The 13,823-nt window shown below is 35.5% G+C and carries 13 protein-coding genes; 12 read left to right on the top strand and 1 reads right to left on the bottom strand.

What is annotated here, in order from left to right:
• Positions 1-183 precede the first annotated feature (183 nt).
• From nirB to CH354_RS11525, 7 genes are all read left to right on the top strand, one after another.
• Positions 184-2,703: a nitrite reductase large subunit NirB gene (nirB, locus tag CH354_RS11555; RefSeq protein WP_100727082.1), complete on the top strand. Its 2,520-nt coding sequence runs from the start codon at positions 184-186 to the stop codon at positions 2,701-2,703.
• Between the two features lie 13 nt (positions 2,704-2,716).
• On the top strand, positions 2,717-3,097 hold the full coding sequence (gene nirD, locus CH354_RS11550) for a nitrite reductase small subunit NirD (RefSeq protein WP_100727083.1): 381 nt from the start codon (positions 2,717-2,719) through the stop codon (positions 3,095-3,097).
• The gene (cobA, locus tag CH354_RS11545) at positions 3,094-3,885 is read left to right on the top strand and encodes a uroporphyrinogen-III C-methyltransferase (RefSeq protein WP_100716611.1); all 792 of its coding nucleotides are present in this window, start codon (positions 3,094-3,096) and stop codon (positions 3,883-3,885) included. Before nirD ends, cobA begins: the two co-directional genes overlap by 4 nt.
• A gap of 9 nt (positions 3,886-3,894) precedes the next feature.
• The gene (gene moaCB / locus CH354_RS11540) at positions 3,895-4,809 is read left to right on the top strand and encodes a bifunctional molybdenum cofactor biosynthesis protein MoaC/MoaB (RefSeq protein WP_100716612.1); all 915 of its coding nucleotides are present in this window, start codon (positions 3,895-3,897) and stop codon (positions 4,807-4,809) included.
• A complete protein-coding gene (locus CH354_RS11535) occupies positions 4,806-5,996 on the top strand; it encodes a molybdopterin molybdotransferase MoeA (RefSeq protein ID WP_100727084.1) in 1,191 nt (396 codons plus the stop codon). Before moaCB ends, CH354_RS11535 begins: the two co-directional genes overlap by 4 nt.
• Before the next feature lie 200 nt (positions 5,997-6,196).
• Positions 6,197-7,552, top strand: a complete 1,356-nt coding sequence (locus CH354_RS11530) for an MFS transporter (protein ID WP_207764242.1) — start codon at positions 6,197-6,199, stop codon at positions 7,550-7,552.
• Between the two features lie 93 nt (positions 7,553-7,645).
• Positions 7,646-9,802: a molybdopterin-dependent oxidoreductase gene (locus CH354_RS11525; protein ID WP_100728442.1), complete on the top strand. Its 2,157-nt coding sequence runs from the start codon at positions 7,646-7,648 to the stop codon at positions 9,800-9,802.
• Here CH354_RS11525 and CH354_RS11520 read toward each other — a convergent pair.
• Positions 9,799-10,875 carry a HesA/MoeB/ThiF family protein gene (locus CH354_RS11520; RefSeq protein ID WP_100728443.1) on the bottom strand — a complete coding sequence of 359 codons (1,077 nt, stop codon included), beginning with the start codon at positions 10,873-10,875 and terminating at the stop codon, positions 9,799-9,801. The two genes, CH354_RS11525 and CH354_RS11520, sit on opposite strands and share 4 nt — an antisense overlap.
• Before the next feature lie 126 nt (positions 10,876-11,001).
• Between CH354_RS11520 and CH354_RS11515 the strand changes: the two genes are divergently transcribed.
• From CH354_RS11515 to CH354_RS11495, 5 genes are read left to right on the top strand one after another with little or no spacing between them, the layout of a single operon-like run.
• Positions 11,002-11,943: a GTP 3',8-cyclase MoaA gene (locus tag CH354_RS11515; RefSeq protein ID WP_100766485.1), complete on the top strand. Its 942-nt coding sequence runs from the start codon at positions 11,002-11,004 to the stop codon at positions 11,941-11,943.
• A complete protein-coding gene (locus tag CH354_RS11510) occupies positions 11,944-12,186 on the top strand; it encodes a MoaD/ThiS family protein (RefSeq protein WP_100728445.1) in 243 nt (80 codons plus the stop codon).
• Between the two features lie 11 nt (positions 12,187-12,197).
• Positions 12,198-12,623, top strand: a complete 426-nt coding sequence (locus tag CH354_RS11505) for a molybdenum cofactor biosynthesis protein MoaE (protein ID WP_100727088.1) — start codon at positions 12,198-12,200, stop codon at positions 12,621-12,623.
• On the top strand, positions 12,604-13,236 hold the full coding sequence (gene mobA, locus CH354_RS11500) for a molybdenum cofactor guanylyltransferase (protein ID WP_100727089.1): 633 nt from the start codon (positions 12,604-12,606) through the stop codon (positions 13,234-13,236). Before CH354_RS11505 ends, mobA begins: the two co-directional genes overlap by 20 nt.
• Positions 13,237-13,271: 35 nt before the next feature.
• The gene (locus CH354_RS11495) at positions 13,272-13,823 is read left to right on the top strand and encodes an HAD family hydrolase (protein ID WP_338092388.1); all 552 of its coding nucleotides are present in this window, start codon (positions 13,272-13,274) and stop codon (positions 13,821-13,823) included.

Here is a 13,823-nt window from a genome sequence, read left to right as displayed (position 1 = left end):
TTTATAAAGGATTTCGAATATTCTAACAAATATTGGACATTTTGTACAAATATCCTACGGATCTTTTCTGAATAAGACCTTTTTTTAAACTAGATGCCTTTCATAGGTACACTTCGTGCATAAAACAATAGAAAGTTATCGCGACTGGTAACTTTAGTTTCGATTTCTGGGTTAGGTAAAGTCATGATCAAGCGGAAGTTAGTTGTTATTGGAAATGGTATGGTGGGTCACAGGTTCTGTGAAAAACTCGTAGAATACGGTGGGACTGACAAATTTGAAATCACGGTCCTCGGTGAAGAACCAAGACGCGCTTATGACCGCGTACATCTTTCAGAATATTTTGCCAATCGCTCTGCTGATTCATTATACCTTTCTTCCCCTGATTGGTATCGAAGTAACGGAATCAAATTATTATTATCAGAACCTGCTGTATCGTTAGATACTGTACGGAGAAAACTAGTCACAAGTTTAGGTACAGAATTAGAATTTGATGAATTGATTTTTGCAACAGGTTCATCTCCTTTTATCCCACCTCTTGAAGGTTTAGACAAAGAAGGAGTTTTTGTATACAGAACCATTGAAGATTTAGAAGAAACATTAGAATATAGTAAAAAAATAAAAAAGGCAGCAGTGCTTGGTGGAGGTTTACTTGGATTAGAAGCAGCGAAGGCACTTGTTGATTTAGGGAAAGAAACCCATGTCATTGAATTTGCACCTAGACTGATGCCTCGCCAATTGGACGATGGTGGAGCTGCCATCTTAAAATCAAAAATTGAAGAAATTGGTGTTGAAATCCATTTAAACAAACAAACAGAAAGAGTTTTAGGTGAGAAAAAAATAGAAGGTTTTGCCTTTAAAGATGGTGGGACCTTAGATTTCGATTTATTAATTGTATCAGCGGGGATTCGCCCAAGAGATGAATTGGCAAAAGAAGCAGGTATCTCCGTTGGTGAACGTGGTGGTATCATTGTTGATGATGGCATGGGAACCAATGTTTATGGAATTTATGCTATTGGTGAAGTAGCACTCCACAGAAATTTTATTTACGGTCTTGTAGCTCCCGGTTACGAGATGGCAGAAACATTAGCGTTTAATCTTTGTAGCCCAGGGAATAAACCAAAGGTATATTCTGGATCTGATCTATCCACTAAGCTAAAGTTAATTGGTGTAGAGGTCGCCTCTTTTGGAGATGCACTAGGACAAAATGAACATATACCTATCGTTTTTAAAAATCCAAGAAGTGGAGTTTATAAAAAACTTGTCATATCTCCAGATGGAAAGTATTTACTCGGTGGAATCCTTGTTGGGGATGCAAAGGCTTATGGTAATCTATTGTCTTTTTACCTCAACAAAATGGAATTACCAGAGGAACCAGAAACATTAATTGTTGGGTCTGTTTCTTCTGAAAATCTTTTTGGAGCAGATACTCTTCCAGATGAAGCAAAAATTTGTTCCTGCAATAATGTTTCTAAAGGCGATATCTTAACAGCCATCCGAGAGAAGGAATGTTCTGATATCACAAGTCTTAAAAATTGTTCAAAGGCAGGGAGTGGATGTGGTGGGTGTTTACCTCAAGTTAATTCTATACTCAAAGCAGAACTAAAAACACAGGGGAAAGTGGTCACTGAACACCTTTGCGAACACTTTAAATTTTCAAGAAAAGAACTTTACCAAGTAATCAAAGTTAAATCATTAAAAACGTTTCCAGATGTGATCAAAGAAATAGGGAAAGGAAATGGTTGTGAGATTTGTAAACCTGCAGTTGCTTCCATCATTGCAAGTATTTGGAATGAACCAATTTTAAAACATAGAGAAATCCAAGACACAAACGATAAGTATTTAGCCAACATCCAAAGAGGAGGCACATATTCAGTAGTGCCAAGGATTCCAGGCGGAGAAATCACTCCGGATAAACTCATTGTCATCGGTGATGTAGCAAAAAAGTACAATCTGTACTGTAAAATCACAGGTGGACAACGCATTGATTTGTTAGGTGCTAGGATTGACCAACTTCCATCTATCTGGAAGGATTTGGTGGAACATGGTTTCGAAAGTGGACATGCTTACGGAAAATCAATGCGAACAGTCAAAAGTTGTGTTGGTTCTACTTGGTGTCGATTCGGTGTACAGGACAGTACCTCATTTGCCATCAAACTAGAGGAACGTTATAAAGGAATACGTGCTCCTCATAAATTAAAGTGTGGTGTATCTGGTTGTATTCGTGAATGCGCAGAAGCTCGTGGTAAGGATTTTGGTATCATCGCAACCGAAAGAGGATGGAATTTATACATCGGTGGAAATGGTGGCGTCAATCCAAAACATGCGATTCTTTTCGCTGAAGATTTGGATGAAGATACATGCATCAAGTATATTGATCGTTATATGATGTTTTATATCAGAACAGCTGATAAATTGATGAGGACTTCTACATGGCTTGAGCAGTTAGAAGGTGGAATTGAGTATTTGAAAGATGTTGTGATCAATGATCGCCTTGGAATCAATTCACAGTTAGATGAAGAAATGAAACATCTAGTAAATACTTATCATTGTGAATGGAAAGATGTTGTCGAAGATCCTGAAAAACAAAAAAAATTCAAACACTTTGTCAATAGTAACGAAACAGATCCTAACATTCAATTCACAGAGGAACGTGGTCAAATTAGGCCAGTGGATTGGGTTGAAAAAGACCTAGTTAAAACATAAAGGAGATATGATCATGTTATCGAATCAAAATACAAAAGAAAAAGTATTGATTGGCCCAGTTTCAGACTTTGAAAAAGAAGGTGGTGTTAGTGCAAAAATCGGAAACAAACAAATTGCCATTTTTTACTTTGAGTCTAGAAATGAATGGTATGCATGTGATAACGCATGCCCCCACACAGGTGATATGGTTTTATCTCGAGGTATACTTGGAGATAATAATGGGGAACCAAAAGTAGTTTGTCCTCTTCATAAACGAAACTTTTCACTTCAATCGGGTGAGTGTTTGAATGACGATAACCTAAAAGTAAATTTATATACTGTCATCGTAGAAAATGGTTCTGTTTATTTAGAAATTGAATCAAACTTACTTCGTCAACTAGGTGTCTCACCATGAATGCCACTTTTACAAATGAAAAACGAGGGAAAGTATTCCTTGTGGGCGCAGGACCTGGAGACCCAGAGTTACTCACCATCAAAGCATTAAAAATACTGAGAAAAGCAGATATTGTTTTTTATGATGATTTAGTTTCTCCTCGGATCCTAGGAGTGTGTAGGAAAAGGATTCAAATGGTATATGTAGGGAAACGATTGGGAATTCATAGTTGTCTACAAGATGAAATCAATCAAAAACTCATCCAAGCAACACATGAGCATCATACAGTAGTTAGATTAAAAGGTGGAGATCCTTCAATTTTTGGTAGAGTCGGCGAAGAAGTTTTATCCCTTCTCCGAGACGGAATCCAATGTGAAATTGTTGCAGGAATCACAACAGCTTCGGGTGTTGCCGCTTCACTTGGCTCTCCATTAACACATAGAGATTATGCAAGGGAAATATTATTTTTATCAGGCCACAAAAAAGACGGCGTAAACTCTGATTCTTTTCAGAACTTAAACTGTATCGGAAAAACCATTATCATTTATATGGGTTTAAATTCGCTTGGACCGATAGTTTCCGAACTTATCAATTCAGGGAATTCAAAAGATACAAAAATGGCTGTGATTCAAAACGCCACCTTAGAATCGGAACGTGTTTTTACAGGGAATCTGGAAACAATTGAGTCCATTGTAGAAGAAAACAAAGTCAAGTCACCTGCAATCATCGTCATTGGCGAGATTGTTCGATTTTATGAAGAAATAAAATCATTAAAAAATGGCTGTGCTTCCATTCTATCTCCAATATAAGGGATAGGAATGAATGATATCACGGGAAAAAGAACCACTCTCCGGTATGCAGAAGCGGAAGGTTTTGTCTACTGCCAAAAAGAAACCATAGAAAGGATCAAATCAAATACTTTACCAAAAGGTGATTTGTTTGAAGTGGCAAAAGCAGCGGCCCTGTTAGGTGCAAAAAAAACATCCGACCTTATTCCGCATTGCCATCCAGTTCCCATTGATTCCTTTTCGATTCAATTTGAAATCATGGAAGACAAAAATGCCGTTCGTATCACTACCCAAGCAAAATCCATAGGAAAAACAGGAATCGAAATGGAAGCATTAACAGGTGTGACTGTAGCTACACTTGTCATTTATGATCTTTTAAAACCAATTGATAAATCATTGGAAATTTCAAATGTTCGGCTCTTAGAGAAAAAAGGTGGAAAAACAGATAAACAAATAACAAAATTTGCAGAAGGATCAACTGCAAAAATATTGGTTTGTTCGGACTCATGTTTTGATGGCAAAAAAGAAGATGGATCTGGCAAAATCATCGCCGAACTTCTAACCAACGAAAGTGTTCAAGTTTTAGAAATCAAAATTGTACCCGATGAACCTAAAGAAATTGAACAAACTATACTTACTTGGACAAAAGAAAAAATAGACATTATCATAACAACTGGCGGAACAGGTCTTGGCCCAAGAGATAACACAACGGATACCATCAAACCGTTGTTTGATAAAGAAATTCCAGGTATTGCTGAAACCATGAGATCATTCGGTCAAGATAGAACTCCATTTGCGATGTTATCAAGATCAGTTGCAGGTAGTATTGGAAAAACGATAATCATTGTTGTACCTGGGAGTAGCAACGGAGCACGAGAGAGTTTAACTGCGATTTTACCAGCTGTTTTCCATGCAAAAAAAATGATGAGGGGTGAAGGTCATTGATCTCCTATTCGGAAGCAATCGATTTAATACTCAATGAATCAAAATCATATGGTTCAGAACTTATCCCACTTAACTATGCATTAGGTAGAGTACTGTCTGAAGAAATTTTTGCAGATCGAGATTACCCACCATTTCATCGTTCTGCGATGGATGGATTTGCAATTTCTTACAATGAATATTTGAAAGGGAAACAATTTCAGTATGAAAGAGAACTTCATGCAGGTTTTACCCTTACGAAACTTCCAAATGAGTCTGTGATTCGTATCATGACAGGTGCCCCGGTCCCAGAAGGATTCGATGTCGTAATCAAAATTGAAGATGCCATACTTTCAGAAAGAGATGGAATTCGATATGTCTCCTTTCCTATGGAGCAAGTATTACAATGGCAAAATATCGCAAAACAAGGTGAAGATGCAAAAAAAGGAGATTCACTGCTACCGATAGGAACTAAACTTCGTCTTTCTGAAATTTCATTACTCGCTAGCTTAGGTAAGTCTACAGTTTCTGTGTTTTCATTCCCTAAGGTACGTATCATTTCAACAGGGAATGAAGTTATTCCAATCCATGAAAATCCTCTTCCACATCAAATCCGCGATTCAAATTCTGTAACGATTTCTACCTCACTATTAAAATTTGGAATTATACCCGATCAAATTACACATGTACCAGATGATCAAATACAAATGGAAAATATCGTAAAACATGGATTAGACTGCGATATATTGATTTTATCTGGTGGTGTATCGATGGGAGAAAAAGATTTAGTTCCCAATATACTTTCAAAGTTAGGAGTAAAGAAAATCTTTCATAAAACAGCCATTAAACCAGGAAAACCAATTTGGTTTGGTAAAAAAGAAAATACGATTGTTTTTGGGCTTCCTGGAAATCCCTTTAGCGTACAAATATGTTTCCGAATCTTTATCGATCCGTATTTAAGATCCTCCCTTTCTTTAAAACGTGAATCTAGTTTGAAATTGCCAATCCTCGGTTCGAAAAAGAAAAAGCATGACCTAACAGAGTTTTTCCCAGTTCAATTGGTCACTAAAGAAAAAACATATTTGGTTTCAATTCCCTTTAATGGAAGTGGAGATATCAAAGCTGGTAGATACTCAGATGGACTTGGTATCTTTCCAAGTGAATCCAAACAATTGGATTCCGAACAAGTGATCGAGTTTTTACCTTGGTAAAATAATTTTCATCAATTTGTACGTTCCGTACACATATATTTCGTATTTTATACAATTCTTATTTTCTTAAGTGAATCAGCTTTTTTTACAATCGTATTGATTGAAAAACAGCTGTTTTTAGGCCTTCTACGAGCTAAAAAACGACAAGGACAAATGGTACGCTTTTTGCATCTTAATTTTGCATAAGGAGAATCATTCCCGTGACGATTACACCTCATGCGAAAGCAACTAAGATCGATTTATTCAGTTTCAAAACTCCCCAAATGAGGACATTCCACCTCACTTGGATTGCATTTTTTCTTTGTTTTTTTGGATGGTTTGGTATTGCTCCACTCATGGTTTATGTAAGAGAAGAACTTTCTCTAACAAAAGCACAAATCGGAAATATCATCATTGCATCAGTAGCGATAACAATATTTATGCGACTTCTAATAGGTTGGTTATGTGATAAAATTGGACCAAGGATAGCGTATACCTTCTTGTTGATTCTCGGATCAATTCCAGTTATGTGTATTGGACTTGCTGATAATTATTTATCATTTTTACTTTTACGTTTGGCTATCGGAGCAATTGGAGCTTCATTTGTAATCACTCAGTACCATACATCTGTTATGTTTGCACCGAACATCATTGGTACAGCCAACGCAACAACAGCTGGTTGGGGCAATTTAGGCGGTGGAGTGACTCAGATGGTAATGCCTATTATATTTGGATTCTTTGTCGCATTTGGTTTCACAACTGGTGTCTCATGGAGACTTGCCATGGTAGTTCCAGGAATTGCTTTATTTTTAATGGGTATAATTTACTACTTCGGAACCCAAGATACACCAGGTGGAAATTTTAAAGACATTAAAGAAACGTACCCTACATTCCAAGGTGGTAAAAAGAATACACTATCTAACTTTCTTTTGGTGATAAAAGACTCCAGAGTATGGTTATTATTTTTAGCATATGGAGCATGTTTCGGAATTGAACTAACAATCAATAACATTGCTGCACTTTATTACGTAGACCAGTTCAAGTTAAAGCCAGCAACCGCAGGTCTTATTGCTGGACTTTTTGGTTTGATGAATCTCTTTGCACGGACATTAGGTGGTGTTTTTGGAGATAAATTCGGAATAATTTGGGGGTTACGTGGGCGAGTGATCTGGTTATCTGCAGCTCTTGCTGGTGAAGGAATTTGTTTGATCTTGTTTTCTCAAATGACATCACTTATCCTTGCAATCTCATCAATGATTGTATTTAGTTTGTTTGTGCAAATGTCAGAAGGTGCAACTTTTTCTGTAGTTCCTTTTGTTAACAAAAAAGCAATCGGTGCTGTATCTGGTATTGTTGGAGCTGGAGGCAACGCTGGCGCCGTTTCAGCTGGATTTTTGTTCCGCGGTGAGGTGACTTATCAAAATGCACTCTTAATCATAGGAGTGATCGTAACAGTTTCTGCTTTCTTTGCATTATTAGTTCGATTCTCAATGGAAGAAGAGAATGAAGTTGGCGAAGAAATGAAACAAATCATACCACAAAGCGAGAAAAAAGCAGAATTGGCGACCGCAAACTAATCTCAAAAGCGAATCCAATTTTTGCTTGAGAGACAATTTTAAACTTGTCTCTCAAAAATTTCTTTTCTAAACTTCTTGTCTTAGGAGAGAAAAATGGATCAAACACATTATCGTTCATGTAATTTATGTGAGGCCATGTGTGGACTCCAAATCGAAGTCAAAAATGGGACCATTCAAAATTTTAAGGGAGACATCCTCGATCAGTTCAGCAGAGGTCATATTTGTCCAAAAGGTCCAGAACTAAAAAGTTTATACGAAGATCCAGATCGAATCAAATTTCCAATCAAAAGAACGAATTCAGGTTGGGAAAAAGTTTCTTGGGTGGAAGCACTCTCCGATATCGCAAAACAAATTGTAGATTTACAAACTAAGTATGGGAATGACGTTGTTGCCATCTATAATGGAAATCCAAATGTTCATAATTATGGGTCGATGTTATATGGGCAAAGATTTACAAGCCGGATCAAAACTAAAAATAATTTCTCGGCAACTTCCGTAGACCAACTACCCCACCAACTTCTTTCTTATTTGATGTTCGGTCACCAATTACTCGTCCCAATCCCAGACATTGATCGCACTACGTACTTTCTTATATTGGGTGGGAATCCATTTGCATCTAATGGTAGTTTAATGACCGTTCCAGATGTTAAAAAAAGATTAAAAGCGATCCAAGACAGAGGTGGGAAGTATGTAGTAATTGATCCAAGAAAAACAGAAACAGCGGAACATGCAAACGAACATATTTTTATCAAACCAGGAACCGATGTTTTTTTCTTACTCTCACTTTTAAATGTAATATTTGAAAAAAAACGAAACAAACCAAACTCATTGGTAAATGAAGAAGATTTAAATTCAATTCAAAGATTAACTAACGAATTCCATCCGACTGTTGTTTCAAAAATCACTGGGATTCCGATGGATACAATTGAACGCATTGCCATGGAATTTGTGAATGCTCCATCTGCTGTTTGTTATGGAAGAGTTGGTGTATCTACACAAGAATTTGGAGCTTTGTGCCAATGGCTTATCAATGTGATCAATATTGTCACAGGAAATTTAGACAAAGAAGGTGGTGCCATGTTCACTTTACCTGCCGTTGATTTGGTAGGAGAAGGTTCTACAATGAGATCATCACCTGGAAGTTTTAATACATATCAATCTCGAGTGAGAAAACTACCAGAATTCAATGATGAATTGCCTGTCTCTGCATTAGCGGAAGAAATCTTAACTGACGGCGAAGGACAAATTCGAGTTTTAGCAACATCTGCCGGGAATCCTGTTTTATCCACACCAAACGGATCCAAACTTGAAAAAGCTTTATCTCAACTAGATCTAATGATTAGTTTTGATTTTTATCTAAATGAAACGACAAAACATGCCCATTATATTTTGCCACCAACTTCAACTTTAGAACATGATCATTACGATTTAATATTCAATGTATTTGCTGTCAGAAATACATCTCGTTATAACCAACCTTTATTCCAACCTGAAGAAGGAATGTTACATGATTGGGAAATTTTTTCAGATTTAACAAAACGAATTGAATTAGTACGATCTGGCAAGGAATTACCAAGTGAGTTGATAAGAACAAAACTAACACCCGCTAGTATCATCGACCATGCTTTAAAATCAGGACCTTATGGAAGCAAACATAATACTGAAATTCAGATGAGTTTGGAACTGCTAAAAAATAGTCCTCATGGAATCGATTTAGGTCCACTCAAAAAATCATTTCCAGAGAGACTTTACACTAAAGATAAAAAAATCCAACTGTTTCCTACTTTGTTACAGAATGATATTCCTAGATTAAAAACAAAATTCAATGAACACTTGAATAGTGGTCATTCAAATTTTCCATATCTATTAATAGGAAGAAGGCATTTACGTAATAATAATTCATGGATGCATAATTTACCCAAACTGATGACAGGTAAACCAAGGTGTACGATGATGGTTCATCCTGATGATGCAAGATTATTGGGAATCTCAAATCATGAAGAAGTAATCGTTGAATCAAAAGTTGGAAAATTACGAATACCAGTTGAAATCACAGATGAGTTAATGAAAGGAGTTGTGAGTATCCCACATGGTTTTGGACACAATCGAAGTGGCACAAATCAAAAGGTTGCAACTCAATTTTCCGGTGTTAGTATCAATGACCTAACAGATGATCAGTCGATTGATGAATTTTCAGGAAATGCTGCGTTTAGTGGGATTCAGGTAAAAATTTTAAAAATTTCAGACTAGAATATCTTATTATCATCCAAATATTGAAAAAATACTTTGCGACCACCTAACAAAGAGTATTTACTCTTAAAATTGGATAGATAAGTAAGTGCTTTGTTGGAACGAAACCCTGTTTCACAGACACAAACAATCGATTGATCATAATCCAAATCTGGTAATTTCCCTTTTTCTAATTCAGAAAGGGGAAAACAAAATGTATCAGGTATGGGAGATTGAATGGTCTCTTCTTTTTCTCTTACATCGAGTAATGTAACAGAAGTATTTAACTTCAGTTTCAAAAAACCTTCCACATCTATTTCTTGTGTCATACTTTTGTTTAGGATTTGTTTATGATGACTGCCACAAGCTTTACAATCTGGATTTTTTTCCACCTTTGATTGGTAAAAAGAAAGTGGATTCCATTCTAAAAAATAAACAGAATCGAGGTCAATTTGATTCGGATTTAACAAATACTGCAATGTCAAAGAAGCTTGGTAGGTTCCGGCTAATGTTGCTTGTATTCCCAAAACACCTCCTTCATTACAACTCAGAGTATCCCCTTCATTTAAATCTGGAAACAAACAACGATAACATGGTTTCCCATCTCCAGAAAAAATTGCAAACTGAGCACTTGATTTAAAAACAGATGCAGTAACAAGAGGGATCTTTTTTGTTAAACAAATATCGTTGATTGTATACTTTGATAGGATGGTATCTGTACAATCCAAAACTACATCCCAATTTTCCAAAAAATCAACGTTAGTGTTCAAACTCAAAAATTCTGAAAATATCTCTATTTGTATCCAAGGAACATGATTTTTAATTACTTCCGCTGCTACCTCTACTTTTTTTCGACCAATATCTTTCCATGTAAACAATGTTTGTCGGTGCAAATTTGAGACATCAACAACATCAAAATCCATTAGACCAATTCGACCAATCCCAGACAAAGCAAGTTGCAATGCAGAAGGACATCCTAAACCGCCAACTCCAATGATCAGGACTGAAGCTTCATTCCATTTTTTTTGACCTTCTAATCCAATTTCAGGCACTAAAGTTTGTCGCTGGAAATACTTTTCTTTATCTGTAGTCATAAAAAATTTGTGCTATAACAAGAGGAAACTTAAGAAATATATTTTATCAAAATTTGGTTTGGATTTACGGAAAAAAATCAATTTTTGTTTCCAACTGATAATTCATGTATAAAATCGTTTATAACGATGTCCCTGGATACTAGAAAATTTGAAGTTTTGAGAATTAGTATCTTATCCCTTTGTAATTTTGCATGTGTATATTGTGCACCAAAAGAAAAAGAAAATCACAGTCCAATAAAAACATACAACCAATACCTTACACCAGAACTTCTAAACACAAATCTAACACGATTACTTCCACATATCAATATTAAAGAAGTACATTTAACTGGAGGAGAGCCTACCCTCCACAAGGATCTTATCCAATTAATCCAAATTGTAAAACAACATTCCATAGAACAGATTGCTCTCACTTCAAATGGAAATTTTGACAAAGCACTTTTAGAAAAAATGAAGTCCGCAGGACTTACTAGAATGAATTTTTCATTGGATAGCATATCCCAGAAAGGTTTTGAGACTTTAAGTGATCGAAAAAATCCAGTATTCCAAATTTTAGACCAAATTGAAACAGCCCAAAAAATTGGATTCGATATCAAAATTAATTCCACTATCTTACGTGGATTCAATGAATCTGAAATTTTGGATTTATTGGAATGGGCAGGCAAACGATCAATACCCATTCGATTTTTAGAATTTATGAAAATGGGTCCGCTCCACAAAGAACATCCATTGTATTTTTATTCAGCAGAAGAAATTCGAAACCAAATTAAAACAAGATACCAAATTAAAAATTATCCAACGCCACAAGACTCAACCGCGCAATATTTTGTAACTGGGGAAGGATATATATTTGGCATGATTGCCAATCATACAGAACCTTTTTGTGAAGGTTGTAATCGATTACGAATGGACAGTCAGGGTAGAATTTATGGATGTCTGAGTGATGAAACTTCCTTTGAATTGCCAGACTCTAGTGATGAAATCCAAAATACATTAAACCAAGCTATGTTAACAAAAAAAACGAAATTCATTGGTTCGGAATTATCAATGAAATATATTGGAGGTTAGATGAAGGCAGAAATATTATTTTTTGCAGCTTTAAAGGATTTTTTTACAGCGAAACAAATAACAGATATTGAGGAACATATTAATGTTTCTCAATTAAAGGAATTTTTGTGTAAACAAAAACCGAATGCATCGAAAATTATAAATGTTAGTAGGGTTTCAATCAACCAGAGAATTGCAAATGATTTTGAAGTGATTCCTAATAACGCGATCATCGCAATTTTACCTCCATCGAGTGGAGGATAATCAATCTATCGATGGAACACATAACAAATAACAAAATTGAATTAACGAATATCGTACCATCGATTCCCAATATGGGGGGCTATGTGCTTTTTACTGGAATCGTACGTAATATCAATGAAGGTAAAATCGTAACACATTTAGAATATGAAGCATATTCAGAATTGGCAAATCAAATGATCAATTCCATATTACAAGATTGTAGAGGGAAATGGGATCTTCAATTTGCAAATTGTTTACATCGACTAGGAACCTTAATCGTTGGCGAAATTGCTGTAATCGTTTCCACTGGTTCAGTCCATCGAGACGAAGCTTACCAAGCAAACCGATATATTATTGATAGAGTGAAACATGAAGTACCTATCTGGAAAAAGGAATACTTCCAAGATGGTAGTTCCGAGTGGTCAAAGGGATGTCTTCATGACTCAAACCACGAGTGATATTATTTTTTTACTTTTGGTTGGCGGGAAAAGTTCCAGGATGGGTGAAGATAAAGCATTTTTACCTTTTGGTAAGGTATCAACTTTCATAAAAATTCTCATTAAAAAAATTTCATTTTTCAAACTCAATTTCTTTTTATCACTTCGAAAAGAACAACTGCCTCGCTATGAATTAATGGTCCCAAAAAAATGTTTCATTTTTGACCAATTTGAGAACATACAAGGACCACTATGTGGATTAATGTCTTCTCATCATTTTCTTACGTCTAATTACATTCAATACAAAGCAATTTTCACATTAGCAGTGGACAATCCCTCCATAAAATTGAAATCAATCAAACGACTGATAGATAGATACCAAGAAAATCCAAATGTATCTGGTCTCTTCTATCGTACGAAAAATGGAATAGAACCATTCTGTGCAATATATAACAAATCAACATTAGAGGAATGGATTCAATCATACTACCAAAATCCTTCGATTGAATTTTCTTTACAAAAAAGAATTTTGGCTTTAGAAAAAACAACAGTCCTTATCAATTTACCAATGGAAGAAGAATTTTTTTTCCAGAATATTAATTCCAAAAAAGATTTCGAATTGTATCATCGATGAAACTACACCAAAGGAAACAATTTTGGATTTTTGACATGGATGGCACATTAACCATTGCCCAACATGATTTTTTAGCAATCAAACAAGAACTAGGCATTCCAGTAAATGTTGATATATTAACATCACTTTCATCTCTTCCACCTAATATAAAAAAGCAAAAAAATAAAGAACTAGATAAAATCGAATACAAAATTGCAAAATTGGCAAAAGCATCACATGGTTGTTTTGAGTTTTTACAAGCGATTCACTCGCAAACAAAAACATTAGGTATATTAACCCGAAATAATTTTGTTAATTCTCTTGAAACACTTAATGCTGCAGGGATTTCCAATTTTTTCCCAGAACAAAATATTATTTGCCGAGATCGCGCCATTCCAAAGCCAAACCCAGACGGAATATTGTATCTGATGAAACAATGGAATGCAAAACCAGAAGAAACGATTATGATAGGAGACTATCTATATGATTTAGAAGCTGGCAAAAGAGCAAATGTAGAAACTATCTACATTGACCCAACAGGTTCGTTTCCTTTTCAAAAGGAAGCCAGTTATAAAGTTACGAAATTAGAAGAAATCTTGTATTTATAA

This window comes from Leptospira levettii (assembly GCF_002812085.1).
Lineage (GTDB): Bacteria > Spirochaetota > Leptospiria > Leptospirales > Leptospiraceae > Leptospira_A > Leptospira_A levettii.
The sequence above is the reverse complement of the archived record's forward strand: the minus strand, read 5'-3'. Positions and strand labels throughout refer to the sequence as shown.